Here is a 21,236-nt window from a genome sequence, read left to right as displayed (position 1 = left end):
TAGGTTGAAACAAGAAAGGTAGGAGAACCCATGGCTTTAACAGCTGGTATTGTTGGTTTACCGAACGTAGGAAAATCGACGCTATTTAATGCAATTACAAAAGCAGGGGCACTAGCAGCAAACTATCCGTTCGCGACGATTGATCCGAACGTTGGAATTGTTGAAGTACCTGATGCACGTTTAGATAAATTAACTGAGATGGTAGAACCTAAGAAGACGGTCCCAACGGCATTTGAATTTACGGATATCGCTGGAATCGTAGAAGGCGCTTCAAAAGGGGAAGGTCTTGGGAATAAATTCCTTTCTCATATCCGTGAAGTAGATGCAATCTGTCAGGTTGTGCGTTGTTTCGTAGATGAGAACGTCACGCACGTGGCAGGAAAGGTCGATCCAATCTCGGATATCGAAGTGATCAATTTAGAATTGATTCTTGCTGACTTAGAAAGTGTCGACAAGCGCTTGCAACGCGTCGGTAAGATGGCGAAGCAAAAAGACAAAGAGGCGATGGTAGAACAACCGGTCCTTGAGAAATTGAAAGAAGCATTTGAAGCGGGGCAGTCTGCTCGTTCTGTTGATCTTTCTGATGATGAGAAGAAGGTTATCAAAGGTCTTCACTTATTGACGATTAAGCCAATGTTGTACGTAGCAAACGTATCAGAAGACGATATCATGGACGGCGGCTCAAACGAGTACGTAGAAAAGGTTCGTGAGTTTGCAGCGGCAGAAGGTGCAGAAGTGATTGTGATCTGTGCGAAAATTGAAGAAGAGATGGCAGCACTTGAAGACGATGAGAAAGCCATGTTCCTTGAAGAGCTAGGCATCGAAGAGTCAGGTCTTGATCAAATGATCAAAGCATCGTATAGCCTACTTGGTCTTGCCACATATTTCACAGCAGGTGTTCAGGAAGTGCGTGCATGGACGTTCCGTAAAGGAATGAAAGCTCCACAATGTGCAGGTGTCATCCACTCAGACTTCGAGCGCGGGTTTATCCGTGCGGAGACAGTGGCGTATGATGACTTAGTAGAAGCGGGTTCTATGCCAGCAGCGAAAGAAGCGGGTAAGGTTCGTTCTGAAGGAAAAGAGTATATTGTTCAAGACGGCGACGTTATGTTGTTCCGTTTCAACGTGTAACTAACAAAGAGGGATTCAGCTTACTGCTGAGTTTCTCTTTTTTTATACATTGCATTCCACTTCCCAATATGATACAATTCATTGATGTGAGTAATACAATTACTTACTCCTTGCCGGCCTCAAAACCGGCCAAAGTCCATAGGGAGGTGCAGAATAGATGAGACAGTACGAATTAATGTACATTATCCAGCCAGCAATCGAAGACGAGGCGAAGAAAGCTCTAGTTGAGCGTTTCAACGACATCCTTACTTCAAATGGCGCTGAGATCATCGAATCAAAAGAGTGGGGCAAACGCCGCTTAGCTTATGAAATCAATGACTTGCGTGAAGGTTTCTACCAAATCGTTAAAGTAAATGCAGATTCTAAAGCAATCGATGAGTATACACGTCTTGCTAACATCAATGAAGACATTATCCGTCACATTGCTGTTCGCGTTGACGAGAAATAAGAATTCAACGATCGCTGACGAGGGAGGTTTGTAGGCATGATTAACCGAGTTGTATTAGTAGGCAGATTGACGAAAGATCCGGAGCTGCGTTACACACCGAATGGCGTAGCAGTGGCACGCTTTACACTTGCTGTAAACCGTACATTCTCAAGCCAATCAGGAGAACGTGAAGCAGATTTCATTAACTGTGTTGTTTGGCGTAAACAAGCTGAAAACACAGCAAACTACTTGAAAAAAGGTAGCCTTGCTGGAGTCGAAGGCCGTATTCAAACAGGAAGCTATGAAGGACAAGACGGCAAGCGCGTCTATACGACAGAGGTTGTTGCAGATAGCGTACAGTTCTTAGAACCACGCAATGCATCTGGCGGTGGTGGCGATCGCGGACAACAAGCAGCTCCTTACGGAAATGCACCGCAGTCGAACAACTACAACAACAATTCTAATCAGTATGGTTCAAACCAACCATCGAATCAGCAAAATTATACCCGTATGGATGATGACCCATTTGCAAGTAGCGGTCCGATTGAAGTCTCTGACGACGATCTACCGTTCTAACAATCGGCATCTCAAACGGATTACTTGATAACGAAAAAGGAGGCAACCAATATGGCACCACGTCGCGGAGGCAAACGACGCCGTAAAGTTTGTTACTTCACTAGCAACAACATCACGCACATCGATTACAAAGATGTAGATTTGTTGAAAAAATTCGTGTCTGAGCGTGGAAAAATTCTTCCACGTCGTGTGACAGGAACTAGCGCGAAGTACCAACGTAAACTTACACGTGCGATCAAAGTATCTCGTATCATGGCTTTATTACCATTCACAGCTGAAGAGAGATAAGATCTTACTCAACCACCTGTCCGGATTCCGGGCAGGTGGTTTTATTTGTTCCTAGAGTGTTCAAAGCGTTTCACTCTTTAGTATGATAAAATAGTAGGGATATCTTGAGAGAAGGAAGGTTCCTATGCAACAAGAAAAATCAATCTGGCTACATGGCTTGAGTACGCTATCGATCTTTACGTTGCTGCTCCTGATTGCCGTGTATCTGCCTGTACTTGGGCTAGTTGGACTACTGCTCGCAGTTGTTCCCATTGCCTGGTTTCGTGCAAACCATACACGCATTAACGCTGTTTTCTTAGCCGTTCTTGGCTTACTGCTTGCCATCCTACTTGGTGGCTATATAGGTCTGTTTGTGGCCCTCGTCACTGTCCCTGTCGGATTTATGATTGGAGACGGTCTGGCGGAGAAGAAATCAAAAGTTTTTCTACTCGTCTCTACAGCCATTACACTCATTTTAGCTACACTTACACAAATTCTTGTCTCACAATTTCTGTTCGGTGTGAATTTACTAGAACAGATGATGGATCAAATTCGAGATACGTATTCCCAAGTGGGGGACTTGATGGAAAGTGCCGGGCAATTGCCGGATGACTTTAATCAAATTGTAGCATCGAGCTTACAGACATTTGCTCTTGTTTTACCAGGCTATTTCATTGCGGTAATATTTGTGACGGCTTGGGTCTATCTCGTAGTCGCCCTTCCGATTCTACGCAAACTAAAAGTGCCAATTCCGCGCTTTGCAGCCTTTCGTCATTTTCAATTGCCACGCGCAGTGATATGGTATTATTTAATCGTATCCTTGCTGTCATTACTTGGCACATTTGAAGCCGGAACAATCGGAGAAATGGCGGTTGTGAATGCCCTATTCGTATTCCGGGCATTACTGTATTTACAAGGGGTTTCCTTGATTCATTATTACTTCCATCAACAAGGTTGGCCAAAGTGGGGCGCGATTGCAACGACGATTGTGTCAGTGCCGTTCTATTCCATCGTGGTCATCATTGGAGTCATTGATTTAGGTTTCCGTCTGCGTGCCTACATCGGCACAAGTTCAAAAAAGTAAGGAGTTGAGTAGCATGGCCACTTTTTTCCGGAAACGACCAATGCGCTATAGCATCGTCTTATTTGCCATTCTAGGCGTTGTCGCAACAGTCATTCTTTTCTCCCAATCCCTTTGGGTCGGCGTGCTTTTCGGACTCCTCGTAGCCGTTGTATCGGGTTACGCATGGGTGACGGAAAACCGGGTCTATCAAGAGACTGAAAAACATATTGAAACGATGTCATACCGGTTAAAGAAGGTAGGGGAAGAAGCCCTGCTGGAGATGCCGATCGGAATCGTCTTACTAAACGAAGCACAAGTCATTGAATGGGCAAATCCCTATATGACGAAGCAAATGCCGCAAGACTCCCTTATTGGGTTAGATGTGCATGACTTGTCTGATCAAATTCCGTCTGTATTGAATTCGGAAGAGATCAACGACAGTACGGTTGAAATCGGCGACAACAGTTACAAAGTATTTTATAAGCCAGAAGAGAAGCTGCTCTATTTCTTCGATGTCACAGAACAAGTTGAAATCGAGACGCTCTATTATGGCGACCGTACGGTTATTGGAATTTTGTTCATCGATAACTACGATGAAATCACGCAAGGCATGGACGACCAAGTACGTGGGCAACTGAACAGCTTGATCACGTCCACTGTGAATCATTGGGGTGCAGAGTATGGTATCTTCGTGAAACGCGTGGCGTCTGACCGCTTCATCGCAGTGTTGAACGAATCGATCCTATTAACGCTTGAGAAGACGAAATTTAGCATTCTCGATGAAATTCGAGACGTGACGACGACATTTGGGCACGGAGTGACACTAAGTGCCGGTGTCGGGACATCATCCACATCTCTTGTGGAGCTTGGAGAACTCGCGCAGTCCAGTCTAGACCTAGTACTAGGGCGCGGAGGAGACCAAGTCGCAATCAAACAAGCAGATGGAAAAGTAAAGTTCTACGGAGGCAAAACAAATCCTGTGGAGAAACGTACACGGGTACGAGCTCGCGTTATTTCCCACGCACTGCGTGACTTGATTCAAGATAGTGACCAAGTTCTCGTCATGGGCCACCGTTTACCGGATATGGACTCAATCGGAGCCGCTGTTGGTGTACGGAAGATGGCTGAGATGAACAAGGTCGATGGATTTGTTGTTGTTGACTTCCAAGAGCTTGATAAGAGCGTTTTGCGTTTGATGCATGAAATCAAGCAAAACGAGTCACTCTACTCACGCTTCATCACACCAGAAGAAGCGTTGAACCGGATGACGGACAAAACACTTCTTGTCGTTGTCGATACGCATAAGCCGAGTCTCGTCATTGATGACCGGTTGTTGCAGAAGGCGGAAAAAGTCGTCGTCATTGACCACCACCGTCGCGGGGAAGAATTCATCGAAAATACGTTACTTGTCTATTTAGAGCCGTATGCATCTTCTACAGCAGAATTAGTAACCGAGCTCATCGAATATCAACCAAAGCATGATAAATTGACGATGCTCGAGGCGACCTCGATGCTTGCAGGGATCACGGTAGATACGAAGAGCTTTACATTACGCACCGGTGCTCGTACGTTTGAAGCGGCGTCGTACCTGCGTACGAATGGCGCAGACACCGTACTTGTACAGAGCCTACTAAAAGAAGACCTTGATACGTACGTAGAACGTGCGAAAATTATCCAGTCTGTCGAGTTTTATCACGAGGGGATTGCAATTGCACATGCACCTGAAGAAGCGGTGTACAATCAAATCCTGCTCGCACAAACTGCAGATATCTTATTGACGATGAACGATGTACGCGCATCCTTTGTCATCGGGCGCAGAGATGAATCTAAAGTCGGAATCAGTGCTCGTTCACTCGGAGACGTCAATGTGCAACTCGTAATGGAAAACTTAGGAGGTGGCGGTCATTTAACGAATGCTGCTACGCTTCTTGAAAACATAACGGTCGCAGAAGCTATCGACCAAGTAAAAGAAAGCATTGACCGAATTACGCAAGGAGGAACTGACCAATGAAAGTTGTATTTTTAAAAGATGTAAAAGGTAAAGGCAAAAAAGGCGAAATCAAAAACGTAGCAGACGGCTATGCGCATAACTTCTTGATTAAGAACGGCTATGCTGTAGAAGCAACATCATCTGCACTTTCAGCAGTAGAAGGCCAAAAGAAATTGACGGAAAAACAAGCCGCACAAGAGCTTGCGAATGCAGAAGCATTGAAAGAGGAGCTCGAAGCATTGACGGTTGAATTAAAAGCGAAATCTGGAGCAGACGGCCGTCTGTTCGGATCTGTGACGACAAAGCAAGTGGCAACCGCTCTTGAAAAAGTGCACGGTATCAAAGTCGACAAACGCAAGATGGAACTTGACGATGCAATCCGTACACTCGGTTACACAAACGTACCTGTTAAACTTCACCAAGACGTCACGGCAATATTGAAAGTTCACGTAACTGAAGAGTAAGGAGCGAATAAGATGAGCGAGCCGTTCATGGACAGAGTTCCCCCCCATAATCACGAAGCTGAACAATCCGTTATCGGTGCCATCTTTTTAGAACCACAGGCGCTGATTACGGCGGCAGAGGTCCTCGTACCCGATGATTTCTATCGCACGGCCCATCAGCGTATTTTCCACACGATGATTCGTCTCAGTGACCAAGGGAAGGCGATAGACGTCGTCACGGTCACAGAGGAGCTCTCGGCAAAGAAAGAGCTCGAAGACGTCGGTGGAATTGCTTATTTAAGTGAATTAGCAAATGCAGTACCGACAGCTGCAAACATCATCTACTATGCCCGTATCGTCGAAGAGAAGGCGCTTCTGCGTCGCCTGATCCGTGTAGCTACAAGTATTGTAGAAGACGGCTTCACGCGCGAGGATGAAGTAGCCGCTGTGTTATCAGAAGCTGAGAAGAAGATGATGGACGTCTCCAGTCGAAAAAATGCAGGAGACTTTCAAAACATCAAAGATGTCTTAGTGCAGACTTATGACAATATTGAGCAGTTGCATTCTCGGAAAGGCGATATCACCGGGGTTCCGACAGGGTTCCGGGATCTCGACCGCATCACAGCCGGTTTCCAACGCAATGATTTGATCATAGTAGCTGCCCGGCCATCTGTTGGTAAGACGGCCTTCGCACTGAACGTGGCACAAAACGTCGCGACGAAGACCGATGAAAATGTCGCCATCTTCAGTCTCGAGATGGGTGCTGAACAGCTTGTTATGCGTATGCTCTGTGCGGAAGGAAACATCGACGCCCAGGTACTTCGTACAGGTGCCTTGACGAACGAGGATTGGAAGAAGCTCACGATGGCGATGGGAAGTCTTTCAAACGCCGGAATCTTTATCGATGATACACCAGGTATCCGAGTAACCGAAATTCGTGCAAAATGTCGTCGCTTGAAGCAGGAGTATGGTCTTGGCATGATTTTGATCGATTACTTGCAGCTGATCCAAGGGTCTGGCGGCAAAGGCGAGAACCGTCAACAGGAAGTATCGGAAATCTCCCGTTCTCTAAAAGCACTAGCACGTGAGTTGCAAGTACCCGTTATTGCCTTGTCGCAGCTCTCTCGTGGAGTAGAGCAACGACAAGACAAGCGTCCGATGATGTCCGATTTACGTGAGTCGGGTTCGATCGAGCAAGATGCCGATATCGTATCCTTCTTGTACCGTGAAGATTACTACGACAAAGAGACTGAAAATCAGAACATGATTGAAATCATTATTGCGAAGCAGCGGAATGGTCCAACTGGTACTGTCACACTTGCGTTCGTTAAAGAGTTCAACAAATTTGTCAATATTGATTGGAGCCAACATTCGGCTCCGCCTGCCTCCTAACAATAGGGGGCTTTTTTTGTAACTTTTTAGAGGACTAAAACGTATAGTTACAAACGAAAAGGAGTGGATGCAATGAAAAGCTTGATGGGTTGTCTGTTTGCCGTCGTCATTTTCATCATTTTAAGCATCATCGGAGTTTTTGCCTTTTTCACCTTAGCCCCACGAGAAAGTGTAGTAGAAATGTCTTCTTCAGGAATGGAGAGCGTATCGCCTAATGGGGACTATCGTGTGGAGATTATTGAACCTGGAGGGGGCGAGCCATATGAAGTGTACTATGGACGTTGGGAACAAGAAATTGAAGACATGAGCATGCTATATATGCCGATAGATGGCTATGCAAATCCGTCTATTGCTATTGAGTGGCAGGAAGAGAATGTGGCATACATCAAGATAATGGATGGGGAACAGGAAAAACGTGGCGTGACTTTAACAATTGGTGAAGAATAATACAAAAAACTTTGAAATCGTGACTTTTTATAAAGAATCAGCACCTAAACACGAACGTTTACAATTTAGACAATTCAGATGTTCGTAAATGGGTTGACGGAATGGGCATACGCTGATACACTGATACTGTTTGAAATAGGACACACAGTGTCTAGCGGAGGTGCTGATCATGCCATCAGTCGTAGTTGTAGGAACCCAATGGGGAGACGAAGGAAAAGGGAAAATCACAGACTTTCTTTCAGAGCATTCAGAAGTAATTGCACGTTACCAAGGTGGAAATAACGCAGGTCACACGATCATTTTCGGTGGAGAGACATACAAACTGCACTTGATTCCATCAGGTATCTTCTATAAAGATAAAATCTCAGTCATCGGAAACGGGATGGTTGTAGATCCAAAAGCTCTTGTGAAAGAGTTGAAAGGTCTTCATGAGCGCGGAGTGAGCACAGACAACTTGCGTATCTCTAACCGTGCCCACGTCATCTTACCGTACCACTTGAAGCAAGACGAAGTGGAGGAAGCCCGTCGTGGTGCGAATAAAATCGGCACGACAGGAAAAGGAATCGGCCCGGCATACATGGACAAAGCAGCACGTGTAGGAATCCGTATGGCTGACCTTTTAGACTACGAGACATTTAAAGAGAAACTAGACTTAAACTTAAAAGAGAAAAACCGCATGTTTGAAAAGTTCTACGAAACAGAAGGCTTCAAACTTGAGGATATTCTTGAAGAATACTATGCATACGGACAAGAAATTGAGAAGTATGTAACCGATACATCAAAAGTATTGAACGATGCTTTAGATGAAGGCCGTCGTGTTCTGTTTGAAGGCGCACAAGGTGTTATGTTAGACATCGACCAAGGGACGTATCCATTCGTTACATCGTCTAACCCAGTAGCAGGTGGCGTGACAATCGGAGCAGGTGTCGGTCCAACAAAGATCTCTCACGTTGTCGGTGTATGTAAGGCGTACACTTCACGTGTTGGTGACGGTCCTTTCCCAACAGAATTGTTTGATGAAATCGGCAACCAAATCCGCGAAGTCGGAAAAGAGTACGGAACAACAACGGGTCGCCCACGCCGCATCGGATGGTTTGATTCTGTCGTCGTTCGCCATGCACGCCGCGTGAGTGGATTGACTGACTTAACGGTGAACTCAATCGACGTATTAAGTGGTCTTGAGACAGTGAAGATCTGTACAGCGTATAGCTACAAAGGTGAGTTGATCACAGAATACCCAGCAAACCTACGTATGCTTGCAGACTGTGAGCCAGTCTATGAAGAAATGCCAGGCTGGTCAGAAGACGTGACGTCTTGCAAGTCACTTGACGAACTACCGGACAACGCACGTCACTACTTAGAGCGAATCGCTCAATTAACAGGCGTTCAAGTTTCAATCTTCTCGGTTGGTCCAGACCGTACACAAACAAATATCGTTTCTAGCGTTTGGCGCTAATACAAAACCTCTTCCTAGCAGTTGCTAAGAAGAGGTCTTTTTTTGTCTTATTCTGTATAATTTCGCGCAATTCAGAGAAGTACTGAAATAATTGAAATATAAATTAGTTAGTATTTCATAGAAGTGAACCAAATACTTCTAGTAAATTGTAGGAACTGGAATCTATTTCACATTTTGATTACAAACGGGTCTATTCGTTCACTTTGCATAAATGGATATGGTAAATTAGAAGGGCATGAAAAATGCCAGAGTGTGTTTACAAACGGAAGGAGCTTTATCATGTTTTGGAATAAATCGAAGGAAGAATCGGCTGTTTTATCGACAGACGGACTTTCTAGGAAGAAAACCAATGTGATAAAGAAAGCAGCCATCACAGTAGTATTGCTTTCTGGGTTGTCCGTCAACTTCGCTTTTGCAGATGAAACTGCAGATAGTAATTTGACTACAATCTATCATATATATACAGAAGATCAGTACGTAGGTGCGATCTCAGACAAAAACGAAGTCGAGCAATTGAAGCGCAAAAAAATAGAAGCTTCCAAATCACAGTTCGAAGGTCTTTCGTTAACAGCTGGTAATAATTTCTCGGTGGTTGAAGAGAAAGTATTTACACCTGCTACGGACGACGCCACTACTTTAGAACAAGTAGAGGACCTCATTGAAGTGAATGCCAATGCATTCGCCATTTCAATCGATAACGAGGTGGCAGCCTACGTTAAAGATTTAGATGCTTACAATGAAGTGCTTCGGAAAGTGAAGTTGAACTACATTTCGGAGAAAGAGCTCAACTTTTTGGAAGCTCAAAACACTACTAGTAATTCTGTACCCGAATTACAGCCAGGTGAAACACGAATTAAAGATTTAACAATCGAACAGAACGTGTTCGGTGCCACTATGACGGTGAAGCCAGATGAGGTCTTGTCAGTCGACGAAGCAACAGAACGTTTATTGACGGGCGTTGAGAAACAAGAGACATATACAGTCAAACAAGGCGATGTCATTTCAAAGATTGCAAGTGCTCATAACCTCTCTACAAACGAGTTAATTGAATTGAATGAAGGACTAGAAGAAGGTGGGACACTCTCTATCGGCCAAGAGCTGAATGTCACGGTATTGCGCCCAGCTTTAAACTTCACAGCAACTTACGAGCAACGTGCGAAGGAAGAAATCGCATTTGATAAAGTAGTAGAAGAAACAGACACGCTCTACAAAGGCGACACCAAGGTGAAAACTAAAGGAGAAGCCGGCGAGCGTATTGCGACGTATGCCATCACAAAAGTGAATGGCCAAGAGACTGCCAAAGACATGGTGGAAGAGGAAATTACGAAGCAAGTGCAACATGAAGTAACACTAAAAGGTACGAAAGTGATGCCTTCTCGCGGAAGCGGATCATTCGCTTGGCCAGCACAAGGTGGGTATATCTCGAGCCATATGGGTCACCGCTGGGGTCGTATGCACCAAGGAATTGATATCGCACGTCCAAGCGGCTATGATATTTTAGCTTCTGATAATGGAGTTGTCGTAGCAGCTGGTGTGGAGGGTGGTCTTGGAAACCGTGTCGTGATTGATCACAACAACGGCTACCGCACAGTCTACGGTCACTTGAACTCAATCAGTGTTTCAGTAGGCCAAACCGTTCCACAAGGAACAAAAATTGGTGTAATGGGGAACACAGGTCGTTCTACCGGCACTCACTTACACTTTGAAGTCATTAAAAACGGCACGCACATCAATCCGATGTCTGTGTTGAAGTAATAGATAGGAAAGCCGCCCGAGGTTGGGCGGCTTTTGTTGTAGGAAGGGCTTATTGGTGAAGGGCTTGCTAGAAAGATCTTAGGACATTGGGGTTTGGTGTGATGGTGTACGGCGGTGGTGGAGGATTTAGTTTCCATAACATGACTTCGGTAGAAGAAATTCCGGTTTGGGTAGAATAAAAGTGCGATTCGGTAGAACAAATATCGGTTTCGGTAGAAGAACGCCCGCTCAGTTTCTAGAGTATCGTTCTACACATCTAAAGAGAATATTTCCCGGGAAATAATACGACCATTTTCGACAGGAATGGGAAATAAAATGCGAAAATAGCGTGGGCATGGTATTGTTAAGGATAGTAGAGAACTAGAAAATAGGGGAAGTCTGAACGAATGATGGAGGAGAACGAACTATGAATAAGAAGATTCTCGTCGTAGATGACGAAAAACCGATTGCAGACATTCTGCAGTTTAACTTAAAAAAAGAAGGCTACCAAGTGGAATGTGCCTATGATGGGGACGAAGCGCTTGAGAAAGTTGAAGCCTTCCAACCCGATCTAATGTTACTTGATATCATGCTTCCGGGGCGTGACGGTATGGAAGTGTGCCGTGAAGTCCGCAAGAAGTATGAATTTCCGATTATTATGCTGACAGCAAAAGACTCTGAGATTGATAAAGTACTCGGACTTGAGCTTGGGGCAGACGATTATGTCACAAAGCCATTCTCGACGCGTGAACTTATTGCGCGCGTGAAAGCCAACATGCGTCGCTCGCAAGTCGTGCCGGCTGAAGATATGGAAGCGAGTTCGAATGATATCCACATCGGACCGCTAACGATTCAGCCAGATGCCTATATGGTGATGAAGCGGGATGAAGCGATTGAGCTGACACACCGCGAATTTGAACTGCTGCACTACTTGGCGAAACATACAGGCCAAGTGATGACACGTGAACACTTACTGCAAACGGTATGGGGTTATGATTACTTCGGGGACGTGCGCACAGTCGATGTGACGATTCGTCGCCTGCGTGAAAAGATTGAAGATAATCCAAGTCATCCAAACTGGATTGTGACACGCCGTGGAGTGGGATATTACCTGCGCAGTCCTGAACAGGAGTAGGAACATTCATGCATAGAGTAGGCTTTTTTAAATCAATTCACGTTAAAATCGTGTTGATTTATATTTTATTAATATTGATCGCGATGCAGATTATCGGGCTCTATTTCGTACGAGAGCTCGAAGAATCTTTCCGCAACAACTTCCAGGATTCCGTCACCGAACGTGTCGGACTCATGGAGTTTAGCGTGCGCGAAGAACTGATACGAGAACGAGGCGAAGAGGACGCGACGACCGAACAAAGTCTGCGTTCTATTTTGGCTGGCTTAAATTCGAGTGACATCAACGAGATTCGTGTCATCGATGACCGCTATCAAATCCTCGGGACCTCAGACAATGAAAATCAAAGCATCGTCGGGCAACGTTCGGTTGATGAGCTAGTACGCCGGACAATCAGCTCAGAAAATCCAGAGAGTATGATTTCCCTCGATAAAGTAACCCGCGAGCGAATCTGGATCCTCGCTACACCGATCACCTCTCAAGGCAATGTAATCGGCGCACTGTACGTTGAATCAGACATTGAAAAAGTGTTTAGCCAGATGGATGAGATCAATCAGATTTTAGCCGGAGGAACAGCTGTCTCTCTCGGTATCACCATTATCCTTGGTATTTTTATCGCCCGCACGATCACGCATCCGATTTCCGATATGCGAAAACAAGCGCAAGCCATGGCGCGTGGGAATTTCTCGCGTAAAGTTAAAGTCTACGGAGACGATGAGATCGGGCAGCTTGCGATTGCCTTTAACCATTTAACGAATCGATTACAAGAAGCCCAATCGACGACCGATGCCGAACGGCGAAAGCTTGCATCCGTTCTTGCGAATATGACAGATGGGGTTATTGCGACTGACCGCAAAGGCCGCGTAATCCTAATCAATGATCCGGCACTGGAGTTACTCAATGTAAACCGCGACAGCGTCCTTAATCGTCCAATCACATCTGTCCTGACGATTGAAGAAGACACGACATTTGAAGACTTGATTCATCAACAAGAACCGATGTCGCTGAACTACAGCACCTATGACATGCCGTATATTTTACGCGCAAACTTCTCTGTTATTCAGAAAGAGACCGGTTTTGTGAATGGTCTGATTGCCGTCCTGCATGACGTGACCGAGCAGGAGAAGATTGATATGGAACGCCGGGAATTCGTTGCGAACGTTTCGCATGAGTTACGTACGCCACTGACAACGATGAGCAGCTATCTTGAAGCGCTTGCTGAAGGTGCTTGGAAAGATGAGACGATTGCCCCGAACTTCTTAGGTGTTACGCAGACTGAGACGGCCCGGATGATTCGTCTTGTAAATGACTTGCTCCAACTTTCGAAAATGGATAGCCGAGACTACGATCTTAACATAGAGGTCATAAACTTCAACCAGTTCTTCCACCGCATTATCGACCGCTTTGAAATGTCGAAGTCTCAAAATGTGTCGTTCTCACGTATGCTTCCGGAAAAAGAGTATTTTGTTGCCATCGACCCAGACAAATTGACGCAAGTGATCGACAACATCATCTCGAACGCGCTGAAGTACTCACCAGACGGGGGAACAGTGCGCTTTGGCTTTACGGTCAAAGACGAAATGATGCAGGTTATGATCTCGGATGACGGGATGGGAATTCCTAAAGAGAATGTCGATAAAATCTTTGAACGTTTCTACCGTGTGGACCGTGCGCGTGCCCGCTCTATGGGTGGTACGGGTCTTGGACTTGCGATTGCGCGCGAGATGATTGAAGCGCATGGTGGGAAAATTTGGGCAGAAAGTGAAGAGGGCTACGGAACAAACATCTTCTTTACGCTGCACGTCGAGCCAGAGGAGAGTGAGTGGGAATGAGATATCTGGAACATGTAAAAAGTGCCGTTCTTGTCATCTTGATTGCCCTCAGTGTGCTCTTGACGTTCTCCATCTGGACGTATACACCGCCTTACGCAACACTTGAGGATACACCAGTCGTCGATATTGCGATTGCGGAAAAGAAGCGGACGAGTGACGTCATCAAACCGTACCGCATGTTGATTAGTTATACGGGCGCTTCGGCGATGAAAGGTTCCCTACAGTCGAGCGAGATGGATGGCTTGATGGGCATCATGCGTATGTGGACTTTGAACCCGCCGCAGCTGATCAATAATGAAGCGACGACGGACCAACTCAATGAAATGATTCGCGATACAAATCAACTTGTCTTTTATTACCCGACAGAAATCCCGATTCAAAGTTTCCGTCAGATCATTCCGTTTAGCGACCAAGCCATTCCAGACTTTTCGTTCAACCATATGATTGTGCACTGGGAAAATGGAGACGGAGACCTGTCGATTCACGTGAAATTTATCAACACCGTCTCACAGCGCGTATTCCGCTCGGATGTCGCGGATGTGGATGTTGCAGAATTCTTGAATCGTGTAGAAGATATGGACCGCAGATTGCCAGTGTTCAATGAAATTGTACGAGATAGTTTGCAGTCGCTTTATGTGTCATCTGTTCAAGTGCCACTTGAAGAATATACATTCGGATTAGAAGAGATTTCCCCGGAAAAGTTCAAAAATGCGTTATTTACAAATCCGAACCTTGTACGCAGTAATCCGGTTGGCGTTTCGTCCCAGCAGTATACAGACGATAGTGCGCTGATGAACATCGATTATGCACCGCGTCGAATCAGTTACGTGCACCCGGCCTCGGAAACGGAGCTTCCAGGAGACTCGGCGACACTGGTCACGGATAGCATCGAGTTCGTCAACGAACACGAGGGATGGACGGATGATTACCGCTTGAGTCGCATCAATGCGCGTGGTCAGCAGATCAACTTCCAGATGCATTTGAAAGGGCTACCCGTGTTTAGTGACACAATGGCAACAGACATGACGCAGTACTGGGGACTTGATCAGGTCTACCGTTACATTCGTCCGTACTACACGCTGAACCAGTCATCACCTTTCCGCACGACACGTAAGCAGTTGCCGTCTGGTCAGTACATTTACGATTACTTGATTTCCCAAGCATCTGTAGATATCAATCTTGTGACGGATATCAAACCGGGCTACTACGTCCGACGCGATTCGTCCCAACCGATTTTGACGCTTGAGCCGTACTGGTTCTATCAAGTCAATGAGACATGGGTGCGAATCACACCAGAACTGTCAGGAGGTGGCGCGATTGGATTGGAGTAGAACCAAAACTATTTTCATCGTCGTGTTCTCCATCTTGAACGTGTTTTTGATGTCGCTGTATGTGGACCGTTACAACGAATCCATCGGTCTTCAAAGCACGCTCGAAGGCTCGACATCGTTTGAAGAACGTCTCGCTGCAGATTCCATCACGGTGCCGAGGCTGACCAACATGCCGACAAACGTCGCTTACGTATCGGGAACTGTGCACAATTTCACTCCAGATGAATTAGAACAGCTACCGAATGCAGACGTGAGGTCATCAACGGATGGGATCCTGGAAGTGGAACTAGTTGAGCCAGTTTCCGTAGAAGGTGACATGACAGTGGAAAGTGTTGTACAGGAACATGCACACGAAGGCCAGGACTATAAGATCTGGTCGACCGATTCAGAGACGAACACAGCCCTCCTGTTCCAACAAGTAAATGACCGTAGCGTGTACCACAATTCGCGTGCATTCATCTTGGTTCGCTGGAATGAAGAAGGCGAAGTGACGGGGTTCACACAGACATACCTCGAAGACCTCGAAGACTATAACGAAGAACGTAGCTTGATCACGTACATGAGTGCCATTGAAGTGCTGTACAACCGCTCGTTAATTCTTCCAGGAGCGGAAGTGACGGAAGTCAGCCTTGGCTATTCGACTCTCGCACAGCTCGGGGAGACACAGGTGTTTTCGCCAACATGGGCCGTGAAGGTTGAGCTGGCAGATGGTACAATGGAAGAGTACTTCGTCAATGCAATCGACAGTCGAATTCTCGACATCCCGATTGATGCAGTAGAGTCAGAAGATACAGAGGAGTAATCAGCATGAGATTTAGTGTATTGGCGAGCGGCAGTACCGGCAACGCCATTTACGTTGAAAACGAGGAGCACTCCTTTTTAGTAGATGCCGGACTGAGCGGAAAGAAAATGGAGCAGTTGTTTCAGCAAATCGACCGAGATGCCCGCAAGTTGAGCGGAATCTTAGTCACGCATGAACACAGTGATCATATAAAAGGGCTAGGCGTCATGGCCCGCAAATATAAAGTGCCAATTTATGCGAACGCGAAGACGTGGCAGGCGATGGACCATCACCTCGGTGTCATCCCGACCGACCAGCGCTTCCAGTTCGATATGGAGACGGTCAAAACATTCGGTGGACTCGACATCCAATCGTTCCAAGTATCCCACGATGCAGCCGAGCCGATGTTCTACGTGTTTCACGAGAACGGCAGAAAGCTCGCGCTTATCACCGACACGGGGTATGTCAGTGACCGGATGAAAGGCTACATCAAAGGCTCTGATGCGTTTGTGTTTGAAAGCAACCACGACGTGGGGATGCTGCAGATGGGCCGCTATCCTTGGTCTGTCAAACGCCGCATTCTTTCAGACGTCGGTCACGTTTCAAACGAAGACGCGGCTGTTGCGATGAGCGAAGTGGTCGATTTGAAGCCGACGCAGATCTACCTGTCGCATTTAAGTAAAGACAACAATATGAAAGACCTTGCACAGATGAGCGTTGAACAAACGCTGCGCTCGTGCGGAATCATCGCTGGTGAGTATGTGCATTTGCACGGCACCGACGCAGAAATTCCAACACCGCTTGTGGAAGTATAAGTAGTCTCGAAACAGTCTCCTAGAATCAGGGGGCTGTTTTTTTTAATAAACTTTTAAGCAATTTTCATCTAATTTTCATCTTTTTAGGGTACAGTATACGTATACAGTACAACAAAGGAGATGACGAAGATGGATGATTACAGACCATACAATCCGTACGCGGAAGATCCACAGCCGCCAAAACGTTCAGAAAAACCAGAGAAAAAACGAGGAATTGCCGGCTACTTTTTAGCGGGACTTTCCGGAGTACTCGTCGGTGCATTGCTACTTTGGTTCATGATGCCGAGCTTGCAGAGCGCCCTTCCGAACAATGGAACACGCACTGCAGGCAACATCACTCAGACCGAGCAAGTGAGCACGGAAGTCACGACAGACATCACCTCGGCTGTTGAAAAGACCTCGGCAGCAGTCGTCGGAATCACGAACTTGCAGGAAGTGAATAATTTCTGGAGCAGCGAACAGTCCGGTGAACAAGAAGCAGGTACGGGATCTGGCGTTATTTATAAAGTCGAAGGTGACCGCGCATTTATCGTGACGAATCATCACGTAGTGGACGGAGCCAACTCGATTGAAGTGACACTTGCTGGCGGGAAAAAAGTCAGTGCTGAATTAGTAGGTAGTGACGTTTGGACCGACTTAGCTGTACTTGAAATGGACGCAACGGACGTAGAAACGGTGATTGAATTTGGAGACTCGGATGCGTTAACGCAAGGTGAACCGGTTATCGCAATCGGGAATCCACTTGGCCTCGATTTCTTCGGGTCGGTCACAACAGGAATTCTTTCCGGGAAAGAACGTATCATCCCAGTGGACTTGAACGAAGATGGACAACAAGACTGGCAGACAGAAGTGCTTCAGACAGATGCGGCAATCAACCCAGGGAACAGCGGTGGTGCATTGATCAACATCGCGGGACAACTGATTGGAATCAACTCGATGAAAATCTCGACAACAACAGTTGAAGGAATTGGACTTGCGATTCCAATCAACTCAGCCATTCCAATCATTGAAGACCTTGAACAAAACGGTGAAGTGAAACGCCCGACGATGGGAGTGACGCTCGTCGATGTGGAACAAGTTCCATCCTTCCACCAGCAAGAAACATTAAAACTTCCAGAAGATATTACAACTGGTGTTGTGGTAGATGAAGTGTTTGATAACTCTCCAGCTGCAGCAGCAGGCATGCAACAATATGATGTCATTGTGGAACTAGATGGAGAAAAGGTTGAAAATATGCTCGACCTTCGCCAATATCTCTACACAGAAAAAGAAGTGGGCGATACAATGGATGTGAAAGTATACCGCCAAGGTGAGATTGTAGAATTCACATTGGAACTGATAGACAACAACGCATTATAAGATGTGGATAACTAAATTCACTTCACAAAAGATTTACACAGGGAGCAGGAGGACGAAGTGAACTGCTCCCTGTCAAGTAGACAGTAAAAAATTAAAAAGGTTTGACCTAAGCTACGACCTGGTATCGATACTCTATCGGTGCCAGGTTGTTTAATTTCTGTTGATAGCGTTCCTCGTTATAAAATCGCATATAGCGATCAATATCCTCGACTAGGTCTTCATAACTCTTGTACTTTTTCAATTCATAGCTCTCGCATTTGAAATGACCAAAGAAGCTCTCCATTGGCGCATTGTCGATACACTTTCCGACACGGGACATACTGCGCGTGATCCCTGCCTGGGTCGTGATGTGTCGATATTCTTTCGATGTATACTGTGACCCTCGGTCACTATGAAGTAGAGGCGTCGCGTCTGGGTTCGCATCCAAGGCTGCCCTCAGCGTCTCCATCACCAATGGATTGTTGTTGAAGCGACCGATTTTATAGGCCACGACAGACCCGTCGTACAGGTCTTTGATGACACTCAAATAAGCCTTGTTCCCAAGACCGTAATGCAGGTGCGTGATGTCCGTCACCCATTTCTGATTGGGCTGCTCCGCTGTAAAGTCTCGGTTCAAGATGTTGTCTTCGATGTTGACATAGCTCGTCTTCGTACAGTAGCCGTTCGATCGACGAATAAAAGATTTTAGGCTTAGTCGAATCATTAGGCGACGAATCCGTTTGCGATTGTAGCGCTTCTTGAACTGACGGTTGATGAACATCGTGATTCGTCGATAACCGAGGATTCCCTTGTACTTTTGGAACATCTTCTTGATCTCGCCAAGGAGCCATTCATTTTCTTTTTGTTCGTCCGTCGGTGTATGGTTCAACCATTTGTAATAGCCGGACCGTGATACTTCAAGTATCTGACAGAGTAGCTGGATCGGTGCCTTTGTCTCCTCATGGTAGTCGTGGATCGCCTGGAACCTATGGAGATGGATTCCTACTCTCGCATTCTGGACCTCCTTTCGATTTCCTTCAGCTTTTTTAGGAGACCATTCTCCGTCTCTAAGTATTGGTTGCGATGACTCAGTTCTTTGACACGTAGCTCCAGCTTCTCCACTTCTGTCAGGTTCTGCTTGGATGCCAACGGCTTCCCACGTCGGTCTTGTAGGGCTGACTCTCCGTCAGCCTGATATTTCCGTACCCATCCATACACCTGTTGGTACGAGACCCGATATTTCTTCGCAGCCCCGTGATAGTCGAGGTCGTTGGCTATCGCATACTGGACGACCTCTATCCGTTCCTCAAGTGTCGTGTTCCGTCCTTTACTCATATCTTTACACCCTTTACTAGTGGATTTTAAGTCTTTCCCACTAGTGTAACGCTTTATCCATTTCTCTAAAACAGACGATGTAGATATGTTGAATCTGGCGCAGGTCTCATTGAGGCTCCCTTTACCCGTCAGATAATAATTGACTGCCTCTAGTTTCAGCTCTTGTGAGTACCGTCTCCAGGTATTTGATTCTTTCAATCCATCGATCCCATCTGATCGATATTTACGGACCCAATCTCGGAGAGTCGATTGACCAACACTGAATTCTTTAGCTATCGCTCTTATCGGCTTCTTCTCATCCAAGACGCTTATCACTAATCTCAATCGTTCGTCTAATGTATGGTCTGTGGTTCTTTTAGACACAAAAATGCCCCCTTCACAGTAGTTGAGAATTTTTATTATTTCTCTGTCTACTGTGAAGGGAGCATATCAAATATATAGATGAACGACTAAATTATATTCGTTCAACTGCCGATAGCTTATCCATTATCGGTATTTCTGGAATTGGTAAAACAACAGCAATTGAACGTCTTTTGCTTATGTATCCACAAGTGATCAAGCATGAAGAATACAAAGGACAACCGTTTAATCGAACTCAAATTGTTTGGCTTAAAATTGACTGCCCGTATGATGGAAGTTTATCTACACTTTGCAAAAGCTTTTTCAAAGCAATTGATGATTTACTAGGCACTCGATATTTAGAAAAGTACGGCTATTTGAACCGTGTGACATCGACAATGTTATTGCACATGACATCGTTAGCAAGTATGTACGGCATCGGTATTCTAGTAATTGATGAAATCCAGCACTTACTATATTCCAAAAATGAACAGGAAGAAATGTTGAATTTTTTTGTAACACTGTCTAATACAGTTGGCATTCCTACGGTTTTAATCGGCACTTCTAAAGCACAAAAATTATTCAAAGGAAACTTTAGACAGGCAAGACGGGCAGCAAGTGATGGAGCTATTATTTGGGATCGTATGGACGAAAATAGTGAAGAGTGGGAGTTTTTCCTAGAGACACTTTGGGAATTACAGTGTTTAAAAACCCATTCTGAGCTTACAGAGGAGACAAAGAAGGCATTTTATAATGAATGCCAAGGGATTACTGCTGTTGCCGTGAACCTATTTATTCTAGCGCAAGAACGAGTATTATTTGATGAGGACAACCCGGCAGAAATCATTACACCACAAGTATTAAAAAAGACTGCTAGGGAAGATATGCAAACGATTCAACCAATGATGACAGCTATTCGGACGAACAATTTTGCCGATATGATGAAATATGAAGATATTATGATTAACTTGGATGAAGTCATGCTGAATCACAAGCGAAATACTGAAATGACAGGACGTATTCAAGAAGCATTTAAAGAGCGCCAAAATACAATCGAGTATAAACGTCAAGACATGATTAGGAACTTAAGTGTTGAAGTGGAAGCTCTTGGTATTTTTGATAGTTTGAAGGAAAACGATATTAAAAAGCTCTCACAAAAAATAGTTGAGGAAAATCCACTTGATACTAAATTTCATCAACTTAAATCAGACGTGATTCAGCAGGCGATTGCATTAAATCAACAAAAGAAAGATCAAAAAGCAAAGGCAAAAGCAAAAAATGCAGAGATTCTACCAATGCTAAAGCTAAGAAAGCAAGCATTAGACAAAAAGCAACACCCCTATGAATTATTAAAAGCAAATGGATACATTAAAAATCCTTTGGAGGAATTCTACTAGGAGGAAACCA

Annotated in this window: 19 protein-coding genes; 18 read left to right on the top strand and 1 reads right to left on the bottom strand. The window is 45.4% G+C overall.

Features of this window, described 5'->3' with window-relative positions; all coding sequences use genetic code 11:
* Window positions 1–30 precede the first annotated feature (30 nt).
* From ychF to JOD03_RS11215, 17 genes are all read left to right on the top strand, one after another.
* Window positions 31–1,131: a redox-regulated ATPase YchF gene (gene ychF / locus JOD03_RS11295; protein WP_204591195.1), complete on the top strand. Its 1,101-nt coding sequence runs from the start codon at window positions 31–33 to the stop codon at window positions 1,129–1,131.
* Between the two features lie 157 nt (window positions 1,132–1,288).
* Window positions 1,289–1,579 (top strand): 30S ribosomal protein S6, encoded by a 291-nt coding sequence (gene rpsF, locus JOD03_RS11290; protein ID WP_204591193.1) that lies wholly within the window; start codon window positions 1,289–1,291, stop codon window positions 1,577–1,579.
* Between the two features lie 36 nt (window positions 1,580–1,615).
* Window positions 1,616–2,134 (top strand): single-stranded DNA-binding protein, encoded by a 519-nt coding sequence (gene ssb / locus JOD03_RS11285; RefSeq protein ID WP_204591191.1) that lies wholly within the window; start codon window positions 1,616–1,618, stop codon window positions 2,132–2,134.
* Window positions 2,135–2,185: 51 nt separating this feature from the next.
* The gene (gene rpsR / locus JOD03_RS11280) at window positions 2,186–2,422 is read left to right on the top strand and encodes a 30S ribosomal protein S18 (RefSeq protein WP_094941845.1); all 237 of its coding nucleotides are present in this window, start codon (window positions 2,186–2,188) and stop codon (window positions 2,420–2,422) included.
* Between the two features lie 124 nt (window positions 2,423–2,546).
* Complete coding sequence (locus tag JOD03_RS11275; RefSeq protein ID WP_204591189.1) at window positions 2,547–3,485, top strand: YybS family protein; 939 nt, start codon at window positions 2,547–2,549, stop codon at window positions 3,483–3,485.
* 13 nt (window positions 3,486–3,498) lie between these two features.
* Window positions 3,499–5,475 (top strand): DHH family phosphoesterase, encoded by a 1,977-nt coding sequence (locus JOD03_RS11270; protein WP_204591186.1) that lies wholly within the window; start codon window positions 3,499–3,501, stop codon window positions 5,473–5,475.
* The gene (gene rplI / locus JOD03_RS11265) at window positions 5,472–5,918 is read left to right on the top strand and encodes a 50S ribosomal protein L9 (protein ID WP_204591183.1); all 447 of its coding nucleotides are present in this window, start codon (window positions 5,472–5,474) and stop codon (window positions 5,916–5,918) included. Before JOD03_RS11270 ends, rplI begins: the two co-directional genes overlap by 4 nt.
* A 12-nt stretch (window positions 5,919–5,930) precedes the next feature.
* Window positions 5,931–7,289, top strand: coding sequence for a replicative DNA helicase (dnaB, locus tag JOD03_RS11260; protein WP_204591182.1), 1,359 nt, complete (start codon window positions 5,931–5,933; stop codon window positions 7,287–7,289).
* Between the two features lie 72 nt (window positions 7,290–7,361).
* A complete protein-coding gene (locus JOD03_RS11255; protein ID WP_204591180.1) occupies window positions 7,362–7,736 on the top strand; it encodes a hypothetical protein in 375 nt (124 codons plus the stop codon).
* A gap of 169 nt (window positions 7,737–7,905) precedes the next feature.
* Window positions 7,906–9,192 carry an adenylosuccinate synthase gene (locus tag JOD03_RS11250; RefSeq protein ID WP_204591178.1) on the top strand — a complete coding sequence of 429 codons (1,287 nt, stop codon included), beginning with the start codon at window positions 7,906–7,908 and terminating at the stop codon, window positions 9,190–9,192.
* 279 nt (window positions 9,193–9,471) lie between these two features.
* The gene (locus JOD03_RS11245; RefSeq protein WP_204591175.1) at window positions 9,472–10,947 is read left to right on the top strand and encodes a peptidoglycan DD-metalloendopeptidase family protein; all 1,476 of its coding nucleotides are present in this window, start codon (window positions 9,472–9,474) and stop codon (window positions 10,945–10,947) included.
* A gap of 406 nt (window positions 10,948–11,353) precedes the next feature.
* Window positions 11,354–12,061, top strand: a complete 708-nt coding sequence (yycF, locus tag JOD03_RS11240) for a response regulator YycF (RefSeq protein ID WP_204591173.1) — start codon at window positions 11,354–11,356, stop codon at window positions 12,059–12,061.
* Between the two features lie 8 nt (window positions 12,062–12,069).
* Entirely contained in the window at window positions 12,070–13,890 is a 1,821-nt protein-coding gene (gene walK / locus JOD03_RS11235) for a cell wall metabolism sensor histidine kinase WalK (RefSeq protein WP_204591171.1), read from the top strand.
* Window positions 13,887–15,221 carry a YycH family regulatory protein gene (locus tag JOD03_RS11230; RefSeq protein WP_204591169.1) on the top strand — a complete coding sequence of 445 codons (1,335 nt, stop codon included), beginning with the start codon at window positions 13,887–13,889 and terminating at the stop codon, window positions 15,219–15,221. Before walK ends, JOD03_RS11230 begins: the two co-directional genes overlap by 4 nt.
* Window positions 15,208–16,023 (top strand): two-component system regulatory protein YycI, encoded by an 816-nt coding sequence (locus JOD03_RS11225; protein ID WP_204591167.1) that lies wholly within the window; start codon window positions 15,208–15,210, stop codon window positions 16,021–16,023. The genes JOD03_RS11230 and JOD03_RS11225 overlap by 14 nt, the downstream gene beginning before the upstream one ends.
* 5 nt (window positions 16,024–16,028) lie before the next feature.
* Entirely contained in the window at window positions 16,029–16,817 is a 789-nt protein-coding gene (locus JOD03_RS11220; protein WP_204591165.1) for an MBL fold metallo-hydrolase, read from the top strand.
* 129 nt (window positions 16,818–16,946) lie between these two features.
* Window positions 16,947–18,176, top strand: a complete 1,230-nt coding sequence (locus JOD03_RS11215; RefSeq protein ID WP_204591163.1) for a S1C family serine protease — start codon at window positions 16,947–16,949, stop codon at window positions 18,174–18,176.
* Between the two features lie 106 nt (window positions 18,177–18,282).
* On the opposite strand, the gene JOD03_RS11210 is transcribed toward JOD03_RS11215, so the two are convergent.
* A protein-coding gene (locus tag JOD03_RS11210; protein WP_204591161.1) for an IS3 family transposase occupies window positions 18,283–19,853 on the bottom strand; the annotation gives its coding sequence in 2 pieces (ribosomal slippage) (window positions 18,283–19,190 and window positions 19,190–19,853; 1,572 coding nt in all).
* A gap of 65 nt (window positions 19,854–19,918) precedes the next feature.
* On the opposite strand from JOD03_RS11210, the gene JOD03_RS11205 reads away from it, so the two are divergent.
* Window positions 19,919–21,226, top strand: coding sequence for an ATP-binding protein (locus tag JOD03_RS11205; protein ID WP_204591236.1), 1,308 nt, complete (start codon window positions 19,919–19,921; stop codon window positions 21,224–21,226).
* Window positions 21,227–21,236 lie beyond the last annotated feature (10 nt).

The sequence above is a fragment of the Chryseomicrobium aureum genome (genome assembly GCF_016909155.1).
GTDB lineage: Bacteria > Bacillota > Bacilli > Bacillales_A > Planococcaceae > Chryseomicrobium > Chryseomicrobium aureum.
Note: the sequence above shows the minus strand (reverse complement) of the source record. Positions and strands in the feature narration are given on the sequence as shown.

Coding starts and splice junctions, on each gene's coding strand:
- ychF (WP_204591195.1), top strand. CDS start 31: ATGGCTTTAACAGCTGGTATTGTTGGTTTACCGAACGTAGGAAAATCG.
- rpsF (WP_204591193.1), top strand. CDS start 1,289: ATGAGACAGTACGAATTAATGTACATTATCCAGCCAGCAATCGAAGAC.
- ssb (WP_204591191.1), top strand. CDS start 1,616: ATGATTAACCGAGTTGTATTAGTAGGCAGATTGACGAAAGATCCGGAG.
- rpsR (WP_094941845.1), top strand. CDS start 2,186: ATGGCACCACGTCGCGGAGGCAAACGACGCCGTAAAGTTTGTTACTTC.
- JOD03_RS11275 (WP_204591189.1), top strand. CDS start 2,547: ATGCAACAAGAAAAATCAATCTGGCTACATGGCTTGAGTACGCTATCG.
- JOD03_RS11270 (WP_204591186.1), top strand. CDS start 3,499: ATGGCCACTTTTTTCCGGAAACGACCAATGCGCTATAGCATCGTCTTA.
- rplI (WP_204591183.1), top strand. CDS start 5,472: ATGAAAGTTGTATTTTTAAAAGATGTAAAAGGTAAAGGCAAAAAAGGC.
- dnaB (WP_204591182.1), top strand. CDS start 5,931: ATGAGCGAGCCGTTCATGGACAGAGTTCCCCCCCATAATCACGAAGCT.
- JOD03_RS11255 (WP_204591180.1), top strand. CDS start 7,362: ATGAAAAGCTTGATGGGTTGTCTGTTTGCCGTCGTCATTTTCATCATT.
- JOD03_RS11250 (WP_204591178.1), top strand. CDS start 7,906: ATGCCATCAGTCGTAGTTGTAGGAACCCAATGGGGAGACGAAGGAAAA.
- JOD03_RS11245 (WP_204591175.1), top strand. CDS start 9,472: ATGTTTTGGAATAAATCGAAGGAAGAATCGGCTGTTTTATCGACAGAC.
- yycF (WP_204591173.1), top strand. CDS start 11,354: ATGAATAAGAAGATTCTCGTCGTAGATGACGAAAAACCGATTGCAGAC.
- walK (WP_204591171.1), top strand. CDS start 12,070: ATGCATAGAGTAGGCTTTTTTAAATCAATTCACGTTAAAATCGTGTTG.
- JOD03_RS11230 (WP_204591169.1), top strand. CDS start 13,887: ATGAGATATCTGGAACATGTAAAAAGTGCCGTTCTTGTCATCTTGATT.
- JOD03_RS11220 (WP_204591165.1), top strand. CDS start 16,029: ATGAGATTTAGTGTATTGGCGAGCGGCAGTACCGGCAACGCCATTTAC.
- JOD03_RS11215 (WP_204591163.1), top strand. CDS start 16,947: ATGGATGATTACAGACCATACAATCCGTACGCGGAAGATCCACAGCCG.